The organism is Sphingobium sp. FW306-1B-F04DB (assembly GCF_058781925.1).
Genome location: NZ_JBYSXE010000001.1, coordinates 363,266 through 382,378 on the forward strand (window position 1 = coordinate 363,266; position 19,113 = coordinate 382,378).

Below are 19,113 nucleotides of genomic sequence, written 5' to 3' on the forward strand. Positions count from 1 at the left end.
CGATGATATTCCCCCCGAACGATCATCAGCTGGGCCTTACCAGCCGCATTGCTTGCCCTTGTTCTGCTGCTGGAGCCAGCTCATCAGCGGCTTGAAATAGTCGAGCATTGCCGACCCATCCATTTCGCGGCTGCCGGTGAACGCCTGAAGCGCCTCGGGCCACGGTTTGGACGCGCCCATTTCGAGCATCGCGTTCAGCTTCGCGCCGACTTCCTTGTTGTCGTAGAAGGAACAGCGATGGAGCGGCCCCTTCCATCCCACCTGCTCGCACGCGGCCTTGTAGAACTGGAACTGGAGGATGCGCGCAAGGAAATAGCGCGTATAGGGCGTGTTGCCGGGGATGTGGTACTTCGCGCCGGGGTCGAACTTCGCTTCGCTGCGCTCGGCGGGCGGGACGATGCCCTGATATTGCAGCCTGAGATCGCTCCACGCCTTGTTGTAATATTTGGCGGGAATGGTGCCGTTGAACACGCCCCAGCGCCATTTGTCGATCAGCAGGCCGAAGGGGAGGAACGCGACCTTATCCATCGCCTGTCGCAGCAGCAGCCCCAGATCCTTGTCCTCCGAAGGCACCTTGGCGGGATCGAGCAGGCCGATGCTGACGAGATAGTCGGGCGTGATCGACAGCGCGACGAAATCGCCGATCGCCTCGTGGAAGCCGTCATTGGCGCCGTTGAGATAGAGGAAGGGCTGCTTGTTGTAGGCGCGCTGATAGTAGTTGTGCCCCAGTTCATGATGGATCGTGACGAAATCGTCCGAATTCACCTTGGTGCACATCTTGATGCGCAGATCGTCCTTGTTGTCGACATCCCAGGCCGAAGCGTGACAGACGACCTCGCGGTCGGCCGGCTTCACGATCATCGAGCGCTTCCAGAAGGTGTCTGGCAGCGGCGCGAAGCCGAGCGAGCTATAGAAGCCCTCGCCGATCTTCACCATCTTCACGGGATCGTCGCCGCGCTTCTTGAGCAGGTCGCCGATGTCGTAGCCGACGTCGCCCTCCCCCTTGGGCGCGACGATATCGTAGATATTGCCCCATTCCTGCGCCCACATATTGCCGAGCAGGTCGGCACGGATGGGGCCGGTCCTGGGCTGTACGGAATCGCCGTACTTCTCGTTGAGCTTGGAGCGCGTGTAGCAGTGGAGCTCGTCATAGAGCGGCTTCACCTGCCCCCAGAGCCGGTCGGTCAGCCTGGCGAAGTCGTCGGCGGGCATGTCATAGCCCGAACGCCACATCGCGCCGACATCCTTGTAGCCAAGCTCCTGAGCGCCCTTGTTGGCGATCGCGACCATGCGCTCATAATCCTTGCGCATCGGGCCGCCGACATTGTCGTGCCAGCTCGTCCACATCTCCTTCAACTTGGCGGGATCGCGGATCTCGCCCATCGCGGCCTCGATGTCAGAGCCGTTGATCTCCTTGCCGTCGAGCGTGCCGCGGCCCTTGCCATAGGTCGAGTTGAGTCGCGTCGCGATATCGCTGAGTTCGGTCGCGGCGCCGGGCGTGGTCGGTGCTGGCAGCACGATGCCGCCGCGCAGGATATCGAGCTTGCGCCGCGTATCGGCCGAGAGGCCCGAGACCTTCTCGTACTTGGCCGCTTCGAGCGCGAGGCGGACCGCCATTTCGGTGCCTTCGGCGCCGCTCTTGGCGGCAAGCGCGTCGGTATCCTCGGTGATATAGGTGTTGTTGACCCAGGCGACGCGGCTGGCCTCGACGGTATAGTCGAACAGCTCCTTGTCGGCCGCGGCGACGAACGCATCGGCGTCTGCAGCGGTCAGCGCCTTGGCGGGCTTGTCATTTTTCTGTGCAAACACGGAAGGCGCGCTGACGAGCATCGCAGTCAGCGCGATCGCCGAAATCATCGACTTCATTGGTTGTGGCCCCTCTTGGATTCCCTGATTTCTATGGAGGGCAGACTGTACCGCGCCCGATGACGGGTCAAGGCTTGAGGAAGCCGCGTATCGCCTGCCCGAGTTCGGGGCGCGTCACCGCGCTCATGTGGTTGCCGGGGATAGAGCGAAAGACCGCGCCGGGGATCGCCTCTGCCAGCGCCTGGCCCGAACCATTGTCGTCGTCATCCACGCCCGTGATCACGAGCGCGGGCACATCGACGTCCGCAAGCTCCTCGCGCGTCGTGTCGACAAAGGTATCAAGGATGTGGAGCAAGGCCACGGGATCGCCCTTGGTCGTCTTGAGGAATGCCTCGGTCATCCATTCGGAGGTGCCGCGCTCGAAGCTGCCCAGATTGGTCAGCACGCGGCGGAAATAGGTGCCCCGGCCCTGCGTATCGAGGATGCCGTCGAGTCCCATGCCGCACAGCACCGCTCGCCGCGGCGCCGCGCCCTGGACGAGCATTCGCACGCTCGTGCGCCCGCCGAGCGAATAGCCCGCAAGGTCATAGTCGCTGAGCCCCAGATGCTCGAGCAGCGCAAAGCCGTCGCGCGCGAGGACATCGGGCGGATAGGCGGCGGCGTCGTGCGGCCTGGCGCTTTCGCCGTGCGCGCGCAGATCGGGCATGATGACGCGAAAGCCGGCATCGGCGATCAACCGGGCATGGCCGTAGCGTACCCAGTTGGTCATCGCGTTGGAGAAATAGCCATGGATCAGAACGAGCGGCCTGCCCTCGCCCATTTCGTGCCAGGCGAGTTCGGTGCCGTCGAAGCTGGTGAAGCGGTGCGTGGTGAAGTTGTCGGGTGCGGTGGCCAAGGGAACTGTCCGTACGGGTGGAAAGATCGCGCTTCATAGGCGCTACCCTGCCCGCATCGCTAGCCCCCTTGCATCACGGCGCGACGCCAGGCGCGCAGGCGGTCGGGCTGGGTTTCATGCGCGGGCACCGCGGGATCGAGTGCAAGCCAGGGCTGTTTGCGCGAAACCCACAAATGCGCGATCGGTCTAATAGAGGATGTATCGTCGAGCGACCCCGCCTTGATCGTCACCCTGTCGGGCGATCCTGCCGACTGGTGATAGATCCGCGTGCCACATGCCGGGCAAAAGGCGCAACGCGTCCGTGAGCCGCTGTCGGTGTCACGTTCCCAGAAGGCCAACTCACCCGTCACCGTCAGCTGCTCGTTGGTAACGGGCAGCGACAACCCGAATCCGCTCGCACTCTGCTTTTGGCATTCGCGACAATGGCAGGCATAGATGAAGAGCGGCCCGTCAGCGACGGCATAGTGCACCGCGCCGCACTGGCATCCGCCCAAAATCGCGCTCATACGCGCTCCTTCAGCCCCGCCGCCTCCATCCGCCAAAGCCCGAGATCGATCCGGTCCTGCCCGAAATAGCTGTAGGGGCTGCGAAACGACCGGAAGAGATCGGCTTCAAGCATGACGCCTCCTTTCACCTGACCATACGAACATCGCAGCCAGGATAACGCCGAGAAAGGCGAGCGCCATGTCCTTTTGCGCATCCCACACATCGCCCTGCTGGCCGTTATAGTCGTCGGCTACCGCCGGATCGACCATCAGCGTCAGGATGCCTTCGAAAATTTCGTAGAGCGCGCCCACGGCGAGGACGAAGCCAAAGGCGAACAGTGCCGCAAGCAGCCGTGACGCGCGCGAATAGCGCAGCACAGCCTCGCGCACGGGCGCGTAGAACAGTGCGCCAAAAGCGAAATGGACGAGCCGATCATAGTGATTGCGCTCCCAGCCAAAGGCCGAGCTGATGCTCTGTCCTACGAGTGCATGCGTCCAGCTGTCATAGGGAATGTTGGAATAGGTGTAGCGCCCGCCCAGCGTATGCAGCGCGAAGAACAATGCGAGCGCGACTACCGCTCCATCTGACATTGGCCACCGCCGCAATAGGCTCGGGGCCGTGATGACGAGCAGCGCGGTCGGCACATGATGCAGCCATGCCGTCGAGGGATAGGGCTGTCCGATCTGCGCGAGCACCAGCATCAACCCCAGCGCGAGCAGCGCGCGCGCTTGTGCCGAGCTCAGTACATACCAGTCGAGAATCAAGGACTTGATCATGGTTGCATGACATGCACGCGCTTCCGCGATCTCCGCAAGGCCGAAGCATTGCATATAATAAGCATCGTTATTATACGCGTGACATGACCGAATCCATCGGATTCCTGCTGGCCGACGCATCGCGGCTGATGCGCCGCAATTTCGACGGCCGGGCGCGCTCGATCGGCGTGACGGGCCCCCAATGGCGCGTGCTGACCGCGCTCGTTCGCCACGAAGGCATCAATCAGGGCGGGCTCGCCGAACTGCTCGAGGTCGAGCCGATCACCTTGTGCCGCATGGTCGACAGGCTGCAGGAGGCCGCGCTCGTCGAACGCCGCGCTGACCCCCATGACCGCCGCGCCTGGCAACTCTTCCTGACCGACAAGGCCAAGCCGCTGCTCGATCAGTTGAAGGCGTGTGCCGAACTGCTTTTCGTCGAAGCGCTCGAAGGACTGGACGATCGCGAGCAGGCAGAGCTCATCGATCTGCTCGCACGCGTCCGCCAGAACCTCTCCCGCAAGAATACAGAAAGTGACGGAGCCCGGGCTAATGGCTGATTCCGGCGAACCCCTCGTGATCGAAAACGCCACCCCCGTTGCCGCCGCGACGACCGACAGGCCAAGCCGGCGCTGGCTGCGCCCCGTGCTGATGCTGTCGGTGCCGCTGCTCATCGCGGCGGGCGGTGGTTATCTCTGGCTGACCAGCGGCCGCTTCGTCTCGACTGACAATGCCTATGTGCAGCAGGACATGGTGTCGGTGAGTCCTGATGTATCGGGCCGCATCGTCGAGGTGCGCGTGAAGGAAAACCAGCGGGTCAAGGCTGGCGAGGTGCTGTTCGTGATCGATCCGGAGCCCTATCGCATCGCGCTGGCGCAGGCCGACGCGGCACTCGCCACCGCGCGCGTGCAGGTCAGCACCATGTCGACCGACATGGGCGGGGCCGCCGCCGACATCGAAAGCGCGCGCGCCGATATCCAGCTGGCGCAGGCGAATTACGACCGGCAGGCGGCGTTGATGCAGCGCGGCTTCACCACGCGCACCGCATTCGATGCCGCGCGCCAGCAGCTCGCGGCAGCCAGGGCCAAGCTCGCCACCGGCCAGGCCGACGCCGCACGCGCACGCGCGCAGATCGGCAGTGGCTCAGCCGGTTCGGGCACGCCGGCAGCGATCCAGGCGGCGCTCGCCCAACGCGCCAAGGCGGCGCTCGATCTCGAGCGCACCGTGGTGCGCGCGCCGAGCAACGGCATCATCAGCCAGACCAACCGCCTGCAGGTGGGCAACATCACGCCCAGCGGTCTTCCCGCCCTTAGCCTCGTCGTCAGCCATCAGGCGTGGGTCGAAGCCAATTACAAGGAAACCGACCTCGATCACGTGACGGTCGGTCAGCCCGCCGAGATCAGCCTCGATGCCTATCCCGAGCTGAAGATCAAGGGTCATGTTGCCAGCATAGGCGCCGGCACCGGCTCCAAATTCTCGGTGCTTCCGGCCCAGAACGCGACCGGAAACTGGGTCAAGGTCACGCAGCGCGTTCCCGTGCGCATCGCGATCGACGGCGCGCCCGCGCGCGAGATGATCGCGGGACTGTCGGCCGACGTCACCGTTGATACCAAGGGCGGCTCGGGCCGCTAGATCGGGTTTTGGCTGAATGAGCGGGCCCGCGAGCGCAGCACCCGGCCATGCCGCAATGCCCGTGAAGCATCGCGGCTGGCTCACCGTCGGCGTGATGGCGGCGATGGTGATGCAGATCCTCGACACCACGATCGCCAATGTCGCACTGCCGCACATGCAGACGAGCCTTGGTGCGACGATGGACACCGTCAGCTGGGTTCTGACGAGCTATATCGTCGCGGCGGCCATCGCCACGCCTGTCACTGGTTGGCTTTCGGAGCGCTTCGGCTCGCGCAACCTGTTCCTGTCCGCGGTTGGCGGCTTCATCCTTGCCTCGATGCTGTGCGGGATCGCCACGAGTCTCGAGGAAATGGTGATCTTCCGCGTCTTCCAGGGCGTTTCCGCGGCCTTTATCGGCCCGCTGTCGCAAACTGTGATGCTCGACATCAATCCGCCCGAGCGTCACGCCAAGGCAATGTCGGTCTGGGGTATGGGCGTGATGGTCGGGCCTATCATGGGCCCCGTGCTCGGCGGCTGGCTGACCGAGAACTACAACTGGCGCTGGGTGTTCTACGTCAACCTGCCCGTCGGCATCGTGACCTTCGCGCTGCTTTGGGCGCTGCTTCCGTCACGGCCGCGGACCGCACGTTCGTTCGACGCGATCGGTTTTTCACTGCTCGCGATCGCGCTGGCCAGCTTCCAGCTGATGCTCGACCGCGGACAGCAGGAAGACTGGTTCCAGAGCTGGGAGATCATCGCCGAGGCGGGGATCGCGCTGGCTGCCTTCTGGACGTTCATGGTCCATCTGCTGACGGGCAGGAAACCGCTCTTCGACCGCCATCTGCTCGTCAACCGCAACCTCGTGACCGCGCTGCTCTTCATGGTCGTCGTCGGGATTACCACCATGGCGCCGATGGCACTGCTGCCGCCGATGCTTCAGCAGCTTTTCGGCTATCCCGTCATCGACACGGGCATGCTGCTCGCGCCACGCGGCGTGGGTGTGTTGCTGATGATGGCGATCGGAGGACAGCTCATGAGCCGCGGCGTCGATCCGCGCTGGCTGATCGGCTCCGGCCTGATGCTCAGCGCCTATTCGCTGTGGGAAATGGCGCACTGGTCGCTCGGGATGAGCTGGCATTCGGTGGTGTTCAGCGGCTTCGTCCAGGGCCTTGGCATGGGGCTCGTCTTCATGCCCCTCAATGCCATGGCGTTCGCCACGCTCAGCGCGCAATGGCGCACCGACGGCGCAAGCCTGCTGAACCTGTTGCGCAGCCTCGGCTCGTCGGCGGGAATCTCGATGGTCACGACCTATCTCGCGCGCAACACGCAGGTCAGCCATCAGGATCTTGTGGGGAACGTCACGCCCTTCAGCATGGGTGCGATCGATCCATCGCTGGCGGGCATACTGGGCAGCGCTGGTGATACCGCGCTTTCGGCGATGAATGCCGAGGTGACACGTCAGGCGATGATGATCGCCTATATCGACGACTTCTACCTGATGGCGATTGTGACGCTTGCCTCGCTGCCGCTCGTCTTCCTGCTACGGCGCCCAAAGGGCAAGCCGGTCGAGAAGATCGTGATGGAATGAAAAAGCCCCGGCGTGCACCGGGGCTCTTCATTTCGAGGTTCGTCGGATCAGGCCGCCTTTTTCAGGTGGCGCCGCCCAAGCAGCTCGGCGATCTGGACCGCGTTCAATGCCGCGCCCTTGCGAAGATTGTCCGACACGCACCAGAGCGACAGGCCGTTTTCGACGGTCGAGTCATCGCGGACGCGGCTGATGAAGGTCGCATAGTCGCCTACGCACTCGACGGGGGTGACGTATCCGCCGTTCTCGCGCTTGTCGACTAGCATCACGCCCGGCGCCTCGCGCAGGATCTTCTGCGCTTGGCTTGCCGACAGCTCGTCCTCGAACTCGATGTTGATCGCCTCCGAATGCCCGACGAAGACGGGCACGCGGACGCAGGTGGCGACAACCTTGATCTTGGGATCGAGGATCTTCTTGGTCTCGACCACCATCTTCCACTCTTCCTTGGTGGAACCATCATCGAGGAAGCTGTCGATGTGCGGGATCACGTTGAACGCGATCTGCTTGGTGAACTTCTTGGGTTCGGCCTGGTCGCCGACGAAGATGTTGCGGCTCTGCTCGAACAGTTCGTCCATCCCCGCCTTGCCCGCGCCCGAGACCGACTGATAGGTCGCGACAACGACGCGCTTGATCCGGGCGGCGTCATGCAGCGGCTTCAATGCGACGACCATCTGCGCGGTCGAGCAATTGGGGTTCGCGATGATGTTCTTGCGGGTATAGCCGTCGATCGCCTCGGGGTTCACCTCGGGCACGATCAGCGGCACATCCGGATCCATGCGGAAGAGCGACGAATTGTCGATCACCGTGCAGCCCGCGGCCGCAAAGCGCGGCGCATGGACCTTGGTCGCCTCGGAGCCGATCGCGAAGATCGCCATATCCCAGCCCTTGGGATCGAAATGCTCGATGTTCTGGACCTTGAGTTTTCGTCCGGTCTCACCGAAATCGATCTCGTCGCCCTGGCTCCGCGCAGAAGCGAGGACCGCGATATCGTCCAGCGGGAACTGCCGTTCCGCCAGGATGTTGAGAACTTCACGTCCGACGTTGCCGGTCGCACCGGCAACCACAACCCGGTAGCCCATCGTACACACTCCAATTCGGTAAGGCTGGCGGAAATAGCGCGGCTGCAGCATTTGTCCACCCCCGGATCGAGCCTGCGCAAGTAAAGAACATCAACGCGCATCAAAAGCTGTGCTATGTTGCCGGCCACGAGTCTCAGAGACGGGGAAGATTTCGACGCATAGCCAAGGAGATGGATCATGGCCGTGACGCGTGCTGCAAGTGGATCATCCGCAACTCCCATCGACATTCCAATCCGCAAGATCGGCACGGATGATCTCCGTTGGGCGATGCGCGAAGGCTACAATGACTTCATGGCGAAGCGTGGCGACCTGTTCTTCGCGGGTCTTATCTATCCGCTGATAGGCGTCGTCGCTGCTGTCGGGGCGCTCGGCAACGACATGCTTCCCTTGCTTTTTCCCATTGCCGCGGGCCTTTCACTGCTTGGCCCCCTTACCTGCACGGGGTTCTATGAGCTGGCGCGACGCCACGAGGCCGGGCTCGATGCACGCTGGCGGCATTTCTTCGACGTGCGCAAGAGCGACGCGCTCGACGGCATCATGGGCGTCGCCGCGATCCTGATCGCGATCTTCATCGCCTGGGTCTTCGCGGCCGCGGCCATCTACGGGGTGTTCTTCGGCACCGAGGCGTCGACCTCGATCGGCACCTTCGTCACCCAGCTTTTCACGACGCCCAAAGGCTGGGCGATGATGATCATCGGCAATCTGATCGGGCTCGGCTTCGCGCTCGTCGCAATGGCGGTAAGCGTGATCGCGTTGCCGATGCTGGTCGACAAGGACGTCGATGCTGGTGTCGCGATGAGGACCTCGATCCAGGCGGTGCGCGAGAACTTCGGGCCGATGATGCGCTGGGGCCTGATGGTCGCGGCGCTGCTCGTGATCGGCGCGATCCCGGTGTTCATCGGACTGGCGGCGATCCTGCCGATCCTCGGCTATGCGACCTGGCACCTCTACACGCGCGTGATCGATCGTAGCGGCCTGCCCTCACAGCCGCATCACTGACAGAGCGTCGGGACCGGCCGGGAAAGCGCCCGGCCGGCCCTTCGTGCGAGCGCTATCCGCGCGCGGAATCGAGTTGCTCGTGCTCGTTCGCAACCTGCTGCGCCTTCATGTAGCTCTCGATCAGCAGCGCATAGGGCGGGAAGATCTTCGTATAGACCTCTGCCCATTGCTGCGCGTCGTCGCGGTGCCAGGTCTTCTGCAGCTCTGAGGCGACGGCGGCGGTGTCGATCGGCACCACGCCCGCCTGGACCACGCGCGCCAGCGTGATCTCCTCGGCCATTTTCGAATAGGTGCCCGAGGCATCCACAACCGCGAAAACCTTGTAGCCCTCCTGCACCGCGGCGATCGCGGGGAAGGCCATGCACACGCTGGTGATCGTGCCCGCGATGATCAGCGTCTTGCGACCCGTTGCCTTTACCGCTGCGACGAAATCGGGATTGTCCCATGCGTTGATCTCGCCCTTGCGTATTGCGCGTGCGGCGCGTTCTCGTGGATCTCGGGGATCAGCGGACCATTGGGCCCCTGCGGCACCGAGGCGGTGGTGATCACGGGCATGTTGGTCAGCGGCGCCATCTTCGCCAGCGCGGTCGCATGGTTGCGCAGCACGGGCATCGGCATGTCGGCCACGGTCTGGAACAGGCCGCTCTGGTGATCGATCAGCAGCATTACCGCGTCATCGGGATCGATCACGGGGCGTGCGCCATTGAAGTTTGCGGGGGCAGTCATGGCTCAATCTTCCTTGTCGTATGAAAACTGGATTCCGGCGGTCCCACCGGTGTGGATAAACAGGTCGACGAAGGCGGGCACGGTTTCACCGCGCTTCCAGTCCCGCTGGAGCTCGCAGAAGAGCTGGGGTACGCTGATCATCTTGCCGCCGGCCTGCTCGATACGACGCAGCGCCGCCTCATGCGCGGCGACCGAGGTGCCACCGACCGCATCTACGACGACATAGACCTCATAGCCTTCCGCGAGCGCGTCGAGCGCGGGAAAGGTCAGGCACGCCTCGGTCCACAGCGCTGTCATGATGAGCTTCTTGCGGCCCGTCGCCTCGACGGCCCTGCGAAATTCGACATCCTCCCACGAGTTAATAGTGGTGCGGTCGATCGTCGGGATCCCCTCGAGCGCCTTGCGGATCTGCGGGATGGGAGGCTTGTTGAGGCCGGTTTCGACATTGACCGTCGAATGGACGATCGGCAGGCCATAGGCGACCGCTGCGCGCGAGGCGCCGACGATGTTGTTGATCAGCAGCTGCCGGTCCATCGAGGCGATCGAGTTCACCTGCACCGGTTGATAATCGATGATGATGAACGCGGAATTCTGCGGCGTCAGCAGATGGTCTTTCAGCGGATCCCGGATGGCTTCGCTGGTCATGTTGATTTCCTTTCCTTCAGGCGCTCGCCGGGTTCGGCGAAGCGCGGGCTGCTTCGCCGTTCGGGCCAGGACGAGCATTTCCGCCCCTGTGCGCTACAAAAGGGAGACCCCGGTTCGCATTGATCGAACCGGGGTCGATTATTGCTATGCCGCAGCCATCCGGCCGAAACGGCCATTGTTGAAGTCGGCGATGGCCTCCTTGATCTCGGCCTCGCTGTTCATCACGAACGGGCCGTAGCCGACGATGGGCTCGTCTATCGGCTCGCCCGTGAGGACGAGGATCACCGCATCGCCATCGGCATCGATCGTGACGCTGTCGCCATCGCGATCGAGCAGTACCATCTCCGCCTCGCCAGCCGCTTGCGTGCCGTTCACCGTGACATGGCCCGAGAGCACGACCAGCGCGCTGGTATGCCCGCGGGGCAGGCCCAGCGTTACCGAGGCATCGCGGTTGAGCCGCATGTCCCAGACATTGATCGGCGTGAACGTACGCGCCGGGCCCTTGCTGCCTTCAAAGTCGCCCGCGATCACGCGAACGCGACCTGCGCCGTCGGGCAGCTCGACCGAAGGAATGTCCGCGCTCAGGATCGACTGGTAGCCGGGCTCGGCCATCTTGTCCTTCGCGGGCAGATTGACCCAGAGCTGGACCATCCTGAACGGGCCACCCGTTCTGGTGAAGCCCTGCGAATGGAACTCCTCGTGCAGGATTCCGCCCGCAGCGGTCATCCACTGGACGTCGCCGGGACCGATCACCCCGCCCTCACCCGTCGAATCGCGGTGCTCGACCTCGCCGTCATAGACGATCGTCACGGTCTCGAAGCCGCGATGCGGGTGCTGGCCGACACCGCGCGGCTTGTCCGCGGGGTCGAACCAGGCGGGGCCGGCATAGTCGAGCAGCAGGAAGGGGCTCACATGACTCCCAAGCGTGCTGTACGAGAACAACGAACGGACGGGAAAGCCGTCGCCAACCCAGTGCTGGTTGGGGTTCGAATATACGCCGAGAACTTTCTTCATCTCACATCTCCTGGGCGGCGCGACCGACATCGGAATGTCGATCGATCGCGTTTGAGATGGTTATAATATTCGGACGATCGCGGCGGTAGATTGCTCTATCGCACGCTGCGTCCTAAAAACAGGACAATGCAGGATCTCAACGATCTCTATTATTTCGTCCAGGTCGTCGATCACGGCGGCTTTGCGCCCGCAGCGCGCGCGTTGGGCATGCAGAAATCCAAGCTCAGCCGCCGCGTCGGACAGCTCGAGGACCGGCTGGGCGTGCGGCTGATCCAGCGCTCGACGCGGCGCTTCTCGGTCACCGATGTCGGGCAGGAATATTATCAGCGCTGCCTCGCCATGCTCGTCGAAGCCGACGCGGCGCAGCAGGTGATCGAGCAGGTCCGATCCGAACCGCAGGGCGTGATCCGCATGAGTTGCCCCACGGCACTGGTCAATTTCCAGTTCGGCGCGCTGATTGCGCGCTTCATGATCGAGAACCCGCGCGTGGCGGTCCATCTGGAGAGCACCAACCGCCGCGTCGACGTCATCGGCGAGGGCTTTGACCTGGCGATCCGCGTGCGCTTTCCGCCGCTCGAACAGAGCGAACTCGTCATGAAGAAGCTCGACGAAAGCACGCAGAGCCTCGTCGCAAGCGCGGCCCTGCTCGTCGGACGCGCGACGCCGCAGCTCCCCGCCGACCTCAACGATCTTCCCAGCCTCGACCTCGGTCCGGCGCATCAGGAGCATAGCTGGTGCCTCGAACACCCCGACGGGCTTGCCGCGCTGGTGCCGCACAGCCCTCGGCTGGTGACCGACGACATGGCGGCGCTGCGCGAAGCGGCGCTCGCGGGCGTCGGCGTCGTCCAGTTGCCGACGATGATGGTGTGGGAGGACATCCGCAACGGAAGACTGATCGACCTCATCCCCGACTGGCGGCCGAGGAGCGGGATCATCCACGCGGTGTTCCCCTCGCGGCGCGGGCTCCTGCCCTCGGTCCGCGCGCTCGTCGATTTTCTCGGGGACGCCTGCGCCGCGCAGAGACGCGCGATCGGGCCGGTCGCTGACCTTTAGAACATTGTGCAATAAATCCGCGTCGGTGCTCCGGGCTTGACCCGGAGCCCATGTTTACAAGTGCACCATCGCTTCGGACATGGGCTCCGGGTCAAGCCCGGAGCACTGAACGCAGCGTTTCAGTCGTTCTTGCCCAACACCGCGCGATCGAGGAAGTTGCCGATCGTGCGCCAGAGGTGGACGCTGACGCCGTTCCCCGCAACGCGGTGCGTCTGGCCGGGATAGACCATCGTCTCGAACGGCCTGTCCGCTCCCTGCAGCGTTGCCATCAGCGCGGTCGAATTCTCGAACACGACATTGTCGTCGGCCATGCCGTGGATGAGGAGCAGCGGATCGACGATCTTCGTCGCGTCGCCCAGCGCGCCCGACTTGGCATAGGGCGCCGCGTCGGTCGCGGGATTGCCCATATAGCGCTCGGTATAATGGGTGTCGTAAAGCTCCCATTTGGTCACGGGCGCACCCGAGATACCCGCCGCGTAGGTGCCCGGCGCGGCCTCGAGCAGCTTCAGCGTCATATAACCGCCATAGGACCAGCCATAGACCGCGATCTTCCTGGGATCGACAAAGGGCTGTTGCTTCAGCCATTCGACGCCCGTCAGCTGATCCTGCACCTCGACGGTGCCCATCGCCTTGTGGATCTGGTCCTCGAACGCCTTGCCGCGATCGGGGGTACCGCGGCCGTCGACCGAGAACACCACCCAGCCCTTGTCGACCAGATACTGGTGCAGCCCGCCACCCCAGGCCGCGGTGACCTGACGACCGCCGCCGGGCCCGCCATAGACCTGGACGAAGACGGGATAGCGTTTGCCCGGTTCAATTTTCGGCGTCAGCAGCTTGTAGTGGAGCGTCGAGCCGTCGGCAGCCTTCAACGTTCCGAACTTCGGCGCGACATGGTTGGCGACGAAGGGGGCGTAGGGATGGTTGCCCTTCAGCGCATTCTCCTCGATCCACGCGAGGCGCTTGCCGTTGCTGTCGGCCAGATAGACCTGCTCGGGCTGGTTGGGGCTGGAGCGCGTCACGATCGCGCGCGTCGCACCGCCGTCCATCACCGCGCCGTTCCACCAGCCTGCCTCGGTCAGCCGCGTCACCTGCCCCGGCTTCGCGATGTCGACTGCATAAAGATGCTGCTCGACGGGAGTTTCGCGATTCCCTAGGAAATAGACGCGGCCCTTCGCCTGATCGACGCCGGCGACTTCCTTCACCGCCCAGTCGCCGCTGGTCAGCTGCGTCCACTGGCCGTCCTTCCAGTGATAGATGTGCGAGAAGCCGCTGCGCTCGGACGTCCAGATCAGGCTGCCGTCCTTCAATGCGCGCAGGTCGTTGCTGAGGTTGATCCAGGTCTTGCTCGTCTCGGCGAACATTGGGGTGGCCTTGCCCGTCGCGGGATCGACCTTGAGCAGATCGAGCTGGGTCTGTGCGCGGTTCTCGCGCTGGACGATGAGCGCGCTGCCATCGGGCAACCAGTCGACGCGCGCGAGGTAATAATCGGGGTCGCTCCCGAGATCGACCTTCACCTGCTGCGAGCCGGCGGCGCGCATGACATAGAGATCGACCTTTGCGTTGGGCGTGCCAGCGCGCGGATAGCGCTGGTCATAAACCTTGGTGCCCTCCGCACCGATCGCGGCGCGGCTGACGATCATCACGCCGCTTTCCTCGACGCGCGCAACCGCGATGCGGCTGTCATCGGGCGACCACCAGCTGCCCTTGGTACGGTCCATTTCTTCCTGCGCGACGAATTCCGAAACGCCCCAGCTCAGCGTGCCGCCGCCGTCCCTGGTAAGCTGGCGCTCCTGTCCGTTCTTCAGATCGAGCGCGAACAGGTTCTGGTCGCGCACGAAGGAGACGAAGCCGCCCTTGGGGCTGATCGTCGCGTTGAGTTCGCCCGCCTTGGTCTCGGTCAGGCGGCGGACCTTGCCGTCGCGCGTCGCGAGGAAGAGGTCGCCATCGAGCGGCACGAGCAGGCTCTTGCTGTCGGGCGCCCAGTCATAGGCGACGATCCCGCGCGTGCCGCCGATGCGCGCGCGCTCGCGCTGCATCTTCTCTTCCTCGGAAAGCTCGGCGCCGCTGCCGATCTTTGCGGAGTCGACGAGCATCGAGGCCTTCGCGGTCCTCGTGTCGATCGCCCAGAGATCATAGCGGTCGCGATCCTCGGCGCGGTTCTTCAGAAGCGTCACCAGCGTGCCGTCGGGCGAGAGCTTCAATGCGCGCGGACGTGGGCCATTGAGGTCGGGGCTGCCGAAGATGCGCTCGAGCGTCAGTTGCTGTCGGGCAGGCTCAGCCATGGCGGGAGACATCTGAACCGAAACCAATGCTACGCCCGCCAGCAACCATCTACCCAGCATCCTCAAATCCCTGACTATTCTAAAAACCCACCCGAAATGAAACGGGCGCCGGCAGCCTTATCGCTACCGACGCCCGTCTCAAAGCCTTTACGCCGTGGCGATCAGGCCGCGGTGTCGCGAACCTCGCGGCGTTCCGCGATACGAGCGCGCTTGCCGGTGCGGCCACGCAGATAATAGAGCTTCGCGCGACGAACGGCGCCCTTGCGGACGACTTCGATCGAATCGATGTTGGGCGAATAGAGCGGGAAAACGCGCTCGACGCCTTCGCCGAACGACATCTTGCGGACGGTGAACGACGAGCCCATGCCCTTGTTCGAACGCGCGATGCACACGCCTTCGTAGTTCTGGACGCGCGTACGCTCGCCTTCGACGACCTTCACGCCGACCTTGACGGTGTCGCCGGGGCGGAATTCGGGGATCTTCTTCGCCTCGTTGAACTTGGCGATCTGTTCAGCTTCGATCTGCTGGATGAGGTTCATCTCATCTGTCCTTCTTCTCGCGCTGCGCACCAGAGGGCGACTGGTCCCGAGCGCCACTGTGGCGCTCCCAAAGGTCCGGCCGCCTTAGCCGTGTATCTTCCTCCGCCCTTTGTTTCCGCCAGGCGGCGATCTTCGCATGATCCCCCGATCGCAGCACTTCGGGGATCGTGCGCCCTTCCCATTCGACGGGCCGGGTATAATGCGGATATTCGAGGAGGCCGCTTTCGAAGCTTTCCTCGTCTCCGCTCGAAGCCGCGCCCATTACCCCGGGAAGCAGCCGAATGCAAGCGTCTAGCACCACGATCGCGGCGGTCTCGCCGCCCGACAGCACATAGTCGCCGATCGAGACGGGTTCGATCGCCCGCGCTTCGAACAGGCGCTCGTCGAAACCCTCGAAACGGCCACACAGAACGGTTACCCCCGGCCCCGCCGCCAGTTGGCGCACACGTGCTTGAGTCAGCGGCCGTCCGCGCGGCGTCATTGCCAGGATCGGTGCATCAGGCTGGCGCGCCAGCGCATGATCGACCGCGGCCGCGACGACATCAGGCTTGAGCACCATCCCCGCCCCGCCCCCCGCGGGTGTATCGTCGACCGAGCGATGCTTGTCGGTCGCGAAATCGCGGATCTGGATCGTGTCGCACGACCAGCGCCCTTCGGACAGCGCGCGGCCCGCGAGCGATTGCCCGAGCGGCCCCGGGAACATCTCCGGATAGAGGGTGAGTATCTGGGCGGCGAAGGTCACGGCAGCCGCCAGCCATGGCGCTTCTCGAGCGTGGTGATGACGACGAGCGAAGCTGCCAGCCCGGCGAGCCAGAAGGTCAGCGCCGCGGTCAGGCCCTGCATGTCATATTCCGCCATCACCGCGGACAGCGACATGAAGAGCAGCACGGTCTGGCTGAACAGCAGCGCGAGAATCGCCCGCCCCCGGGCGCGTCCCGCGCGTCCGGCAAGGAAAAAGCCGAGCGCTGCCGGGCCGGCGCCAAGCACGAAGGCAAAGAGAATTGCCATCAGTTCCATGATTGCCGCTTAGACCAGCTTCTCACGCATCCGCAAAGGCTGCGTCGACGATCAACGTTTCGCCCCATTCGGGAACCGCCGAAATCGGCACCATGAAGCGCTTGCCCGTGGGGCGTTCGATCTCGATCACGTCGCCCGCGCCGAAGTTCTCCACCGCGACAACGATGCCGAGCACTTCGCCGGCCGTGGAGACTGCGGGGAGCCCGATCAGGTCGGCATGATAATATTCGCCCTCGGCCAGCGGCGGCAGGGCATCGCGCGAGATCGTGAGCTCGGTACCGCGAAGCTTCTCCGCGGTGGTACGATCGGCGATCTCGGCGAAGCGGGCGATGGCGCCATTGGGGCCATCGCGCACGCTCTTCAGTGTCAGCGCCCCCTCATTGAAGCGCTTGTGCGCCTTCAGGCTGTCCACGCTTTCGGCGAACAACTTGAGGCGCACCTCGCCCGTCACGCCATGCGCGCCGATGATGACGGCAAGCGTGACCGGGCGAGCGGACAAGGATCAGCCCTCGGCCTTTTCTTCGCCAGCCTCTTCGGCGGGCGCTTCTTCGGCTGCGGGAGCTTCTTCGGCTGCCGGAGCTTCCTCCGTGGCTGCCTCGACGGCAGCTTCGGTCTCGGGAGTCGGCTCTTCGGTCGCGGCCTCGACGGCCTCGGCGACAACCTCAACGGCCTCTTCGGCGGCGGGCTCTTCAGCCGGCGCGGGCGCGGCAGCAGCCTCGGCTGCGGCTTCCTCGGCGGCTTTCAGCTTCTCGGCCTTCTCCTCGGCGCGCTCCTTGGCCTTCTCGCCGGGCTCGGCCTTCTTGGGGTTGTTGCGCGCAGCGCGTTCCTTGAGGCCGGCGGCGTCGAGGAAGCGGGCAACGCGATCGGTGGGCTGCGCGCCGACCGAGAGCCAGTGCTTGGCGCGCTCGCCGTTGAGCGTCACGCGGTTGGCGTCGTCCTTGGCGAGAAGCGGGTTGTAGGTGCCGATCTTCTCGATGAAGTTGCCGTCACGCGGGCTGCGCGCGTCGGCGACGACGATGCGGTAATAGGGGCGCTTCTTGGAACCACCACGCGAAAGGCGAATGGAAACTGCCATTGTATTTCTTCCTTCTTTCTAAACTCTAACAATCACTTCTTCAGAAACTTGTCGAAACCCGGGGGAAGCTGGGGCATGCCGCCCTGCCCAGCGCCGGGGAGCCCCGGAAGGCCCGCGGGGGGCTGACCGCCGCCACCGCCGAGCATCCCGCCAAGGCCGCCCATGCCGCCCTTGCCGAGCAGCGCGCCAAGGCCCTTAAGACCGCCCATCTTCTTGATCTTCTTCATCGCGGTGGACATTTCCTGATGCATCTTGAGGAGGCGGTTGACCTCCTGCACCGTCGTCCCGCTGCCGTTGGCGACGCGGATCTTGCGCTTGGCGTTCATCAGTTCGGGCTTGGTCCGCTCCTTGGGCGTCATCGAACCGATGATCGCGTCGAGGCGGACGAGGATCTTGTCGTCGACCTGGCCATTGGCCATCGCATTCTGCACCTTCTTGATGCCCGGCAGCATCGAGGCGAGTGCACCGAGGCCACCCATGCGCTTCATCTGGTCGAGCTGCGCGCGCAGGTCGTTCAGATCGAACTGGCCCTTGGCCATCTTGGCGGCGAGCTTTTCCGCCTCGTCGGCCTGGATCGTCTCGGCGGCGCGCTCGACGAGGCTGACGACATCGCCCATGCCGAGGATGCGGCCCGCGACGCGGCTGGGATGGAATGCCTCGATCGCGTCGAGCTTTTCACCCACGCCCGCAAACTTGATCGGCTTGCCCGTGACGGCACGCATCGAAAGCGCGGCGCCGCCGCGCGCATCGCCGTCCATGCGGGTAAGCACGACACCCGTCAGCGGCACCTGTTCGGAAAAGCTCTTGGCGACGTTGACCGCGTCCTGGCCTGTGAGCGAGTCGACGACGAGCAGGATTTCCTGCGGCTGCGCAACGTCCGCGACCGCCTTCATCTCGTCCATCAGCGTCTGATCGACGTGGAGACGGCCTGCGGTGTCGAGCATCAGCACGTCGAAGCCCTGGAGTTTCGCGGCCTGAAGTGCGCGGCGCGCAATGTCGACGGGCTGCTGCCCGGCCACGATCGGCAGCGTTGCGACGCTGGTCTGCTCGCCCAGCGTTGCCAGCTGTTCCTGCGCTGCGGGACGGTTGACATCGAGGGACGCCATCAGGACCTTCTTGCGGTCTTTTTCGGTCAGGCGCTTGGCAAGCTTGGCGGTGGTGGTGGTCTTACCCGAGCCCTGAAGGCCGACCATCATCACGATCGCGGGCGGGGTTACCGCCAGTTCGAGCTCCGACGCTTCGGCGCCGAGCATCTCGACAAGCGCGTCGTTGACGATCTTGACGACCTGCTGGCCGGGCGTGACCGATTTCAGCACCGATTGGCCGACGGCCTGTTCGGTGACCTTCTCGACGAAATCGCGGACGACGGGGAGCGCGACATCGGCTTCGAGCAGCGCGATGCGCACCTCGCGCATGGCCGCACGCACGTCGGCCTCGCCCAGCGCGCCGCGCCCGCGAAGCTTGTCGAATACGCCGCCGAGCCTTTCGCTCAAGGATTCAAACATCGTCCAGTTTCCTTTCCCGTTCCGGCCGACGGACAAAACGCAAA

21 protein-coding genes are annotated in these 19,113 nt (G+C 64.3%); 5 read left to right on the forward strand and 16 right to left on the reverse strand.

What is annotated here, in order from left to right; translation table 11 throughout:
* Positions 1 to 36: 36 nt before the first annotated feature.
* From AC3WJD_RS01685 to AC3WJD_RS01700, 4 genes are all read right to left on the reverse strand, one after another.
* Positions 37 to 1,866, reverse strand: a complete 1,830-nt coding sequence (locus AC3WJD_RS01685) for a M2 family metallopeptidase (RefSeq protein WP_492743922.1) — start codon at positions 1,864 to 1,866, stop codon at positions 37 to 39.
* A 67-nt stretch (positions 1,867 to 1,933) separates the two neighbouring features.
* Positions 1,934 to 2,626: an alpha/beta fold hydrolase gene (locus AC3WJD_RS01690; RefSeq protein WP_492744086.1), complete on the reverse strand. Its 693-nt coding sequence runs from the start codon at positions 2,624 to 2,626 to the stop codon at positions 1,934 to 1,936.
* A 134-nt stretch (positions 2,627 to 2,760) separates the two neighbouring features.
* Positions 2,761 to 3,207 (reverse strand): GFA family protein, encoded by a 447-nt coding sequence (locus AC3WJD_RS01695; RefSeq protein ID WP_492743924.1) that lies wholly within the window; start codon positions 3,205 to 3,207, stop codon positions 2,761 to 2,763.
* Positions 3,208 to 3,312: 105 nt separating this feature from the next.
* The gene (locus AC3WJD_RS01700; RefSeq protein ID WP_492743925.1) at positions 3,313 to 3,963 is read right to left on the reverse strand and encodes a DUF2238 domain-containing protein; all 651 of its coding nucleotides are present in this window, start codon (positions 3,961 to 3,963) and stop codon (positions 3,313 to 3,315) included.
* Between the two features lie 83 nt (positions 3,964 to 4,046).
* Here AC3WJD_RS01700 and AC3WJD_RS01705 point away from each other — a divergent pair, with 83 nt between their 5' ends.
* Genes AC3WJD_RS01705 through AC3WJD_RS01715 form a run of 3 tightly spaced genes read left to right on the forward strand, consistent with a single transcriptional unit; the run spans position 4,047 to position 7,138 of the window.
* Positions 4,047 to 4,499 carry a MarR family winged helix-turn-helix transcriptional regulator gene (locus AC3WJD_RS01705; RefSeq protein WP_492743926.1) on the forward strand — a complete coding sequence of 151 codons (453 nt, stop codon included), beginning with the start codon at positions 4,047 to 4,049 and terminating at the stop codon, positions 4,497 to 4,499.
* On the forward strand, positions 4,492 to 5,571 hold the full coding sequence (locus AC3WJD_RS01710) for an HlyD family secretion protein (protein ID WP_492743928.1): 1,080 nt from the start codon (positions 4,492 to 4,494) through the stop codon (positions 5,569 to 5,571). Before AC3WJD_RS01705 ends, AC3WJD_RS01710 begins: the two co-directional genes overlap by 8 nt.
* 16 nt (positions 5,572 to 5,587) lie before the next feature.
* Positions 5,588 to 7,138, forward strand: coding sequence for a DHA2 family efflux MFS transporter permease subunit (locus AC3WJD_RS01715; RefSeq protein ID WP_492743930.1), 1,551 nt, complete (start codon positions 5,588 to 5,590; stop codon positions 7,136 to 7,138).
* A 47-nt stretch (positions 7,139 to 7,185) separates the two neighbouring features.
* Here the strand turns inward: AC3WJD_RS01715 and AC3WJD_RS01720 are convergent, their stop codons facing one another.
* On the reverse strand, positions 7,186 to 8,214 hold the full coding sequence (locus AC3WJD_RS01720) for an aspartate-semialdehyde dehydrogenase (protein ID WP_492743932.1): 1,029 nt from the start codon (positions 8,212 to 8,214) through the stop codon (positions 7,186 to 7,188).
* A 177-nt stretch (positions 8,215 to 8,391) separates the two neighbouring features.
* Between AC3WJD_RS01720 and AC3WJD_RS01725 the strand changes: the two genes are divergently transcribed.
* Positions 8,392 to 9,213: a DUF2189 domain-containing protein gene (locus AC3WJD_RS01725; RefSeq protein WP_492743933.1), complete on the forward strand. Its 822-nt coding sequence runs from the start codon at positions 8,392 to 8,394 to the stop codon at positions 9,211 to 9,213.
* Positions 9,214 to 9,265: 52 nt separating this feature from the next.
* Here the strand turns inward: AC3WJD_RS01725 and AC3WJD_RS01730 are convergent, their stop codons facing one another.
* The 4 genes from AC3WJD_RS01730 to AC3WJD_RS01745 all read right to left on the reverse strand — a co-directional run bounded on the left by AC3WJD_RS01730 (position 9,266) and on the right by AC3WJD_RS01745 (position 11,598).
* Positions 9,266 to 9,682 carry an isochorismatase family protein gene (locus tag AC3WJD_RS01730; RefSeq protein ID WP_492744088.1) on the reverse strand — a complete coding sequence of 139 codons (417 nt, stop codon included), beginning with the start codon at positions 9,680 to 9,682 and terminating at the stop codon, positions 9,266 to 9,268.
* The gene (locus tag AC3WJD_RS01735; protein ID WP_492743935.1) at positions 9,628 to 9,939 is read right to left on the reverse strand and encodes a cysteine hydrolase family protein; all 312 of its coding nucleotides are present in this window, start codon (positions 9,937 to 9,939) and stop codon (positions 9,628 to 9,630) included. Before AC3WJD_RS01735 ends, AC3WJD_RS01730 begins: the two co-directional genes overlap by 55 nt.
* Positions 9,940 to 9,942: 3 nt before the next feature.
* Positions 9,943 to 10,584, reverse strand: coding sequence for a hydrolase (locus AC3WJD_RS01740; protein ID WP_492743937.1), 642 nt, complete (start codon positions 10,582 to 10,584; stop codon positions 9,943 to 9,945).
* Positions 10,585 to 10,728: 144 nt separating this feature from the next.
* Positions 10,729 to 11,598 (reverse strand): pirin family protein, encoded by an 870-nt coding sequence (locus tag AC3WJD_RS01745; RefSeq protein WP_492743939.1) that lies wholly within the window; start codon positions 11,596 to 11,598, stop codon positions 10,729 to 10,731.
* 126 nt (positions 11,599 to 11,724) lie between these two features.
* Here AC3WJD_RS01745 and AC3WJD_RS01750 point away from each other — a divergent pair, with 126 nt between their 5' ends.
* Entirely contained in the window at positions 11,725 to 12,651 is a 927-nt protein-coding gene (locus tag AC3WJD_RS01750; protein WP_492743941.1) for a LysR substrate-binding domain-containing protein, read from the forward strand.
* A 119-nt stretch (positions 12,652 to 12,770) separates the two neighbouring features.
* Here the strand turns inward: AC3WJD_RS01750 and AC3WJD_RS01755 are convergent, their stop codons facing one another.
* The 7 genes from AC3WJD_RS01755 to ffh form a co-directional block, all read right to left on the reverse strand.
* Positions 12,771 to 14,993, reverse strand: coding sequence for a S9 family peptidase (locus tag AC3WJD_RS01755; RefSeq protein ID WP_492743943.1), 2,223 nt, complete (start codon positions 14,991 to 14,993; stop codon positions 12,771 to 12,773).
* A 101-nt stretch (positions 14,994 to 15,094) separates the two neighbouring features.
* A complete protein-coding gene (gene rplS / locus AC3WJD_RS01760; RefSeq protein ID WP_492743945.1) occupies positions 15,095 to 15,472 on the reverse strand; it encodes a 50S ribosomal protein L19 in 378 nt (125 codons plus the stop codon).
* A 1-nt stretch (position 15,473) separates the two neighbouring features.
* The gene (gene trmD, locus AC3WJD_RS01765; protein WP_492743947.1) at positions 15,474 to 16,214 is read right to left on the reverse strand and encodes a tRNA (guanosine(37)-N1)-methyltransferase TrmD; all 741 of its coding nucleotides are present in this window, start codon (positions 16,212 to 16,214) and stop codon (positions 15,474 to 15,476) included.
* Entirely contained in the window at positions 16,211 to 16,480 is a 270-nt protein-coding gene (locus tag AC3WJD_RS01770) for a hypothetical protein (RefSeq protein ID WP_492743949.1), read from the reverse strand. The genes trmD and AC3WJD_RS01770 overlap by 4 nt, the downstream gene beginning before the upstream one ends.
* Positions 16,481 to 16,511: 31 nt before the next feature.
* Positions 16,512 to 16,988: a ribosome maturation factor RimM gene (rimM, locus tag AC3WJD_RS01775; protein WP_492743951.1), complete on the reverse strand. Its 477-nt coding sequence runs from the start codon at positions 16,986 to 16,988 to the stop codon at positions 16,512 to 16,514.
* 3 nt (positions 16,989 to 16,991) lie between these two features.
* Positions 16,992 to 17,564, reverse strand: coding sequence for a 30S ribosomal protein S16 (gene rpsP / locus AC3WJD_RS01780; protein WP_492743953.1), 573 nt, complete (start codon positions 17,562 to 17,564; stop codon positions 16,992 to 16,994).
* Positions 17,565 to 17,596: 32 nt separating this feature from the next.
* The gene (gene ffh, locus AC3WJD_RS01785; RefSeq protein ID WP_492743955.1) at positions 17,597 to 19,069 is read right to left on the reverse strand and encodes a signal recognition particle protein; all 1,473 of its coding nucleotides are present in this window, start codon (positions 19,067 to 19,069) and stop codon (positions 17,597 to 17,599) included.
* Positions 19,070 to 19,113: the final 44 nt, after the last annotated feature.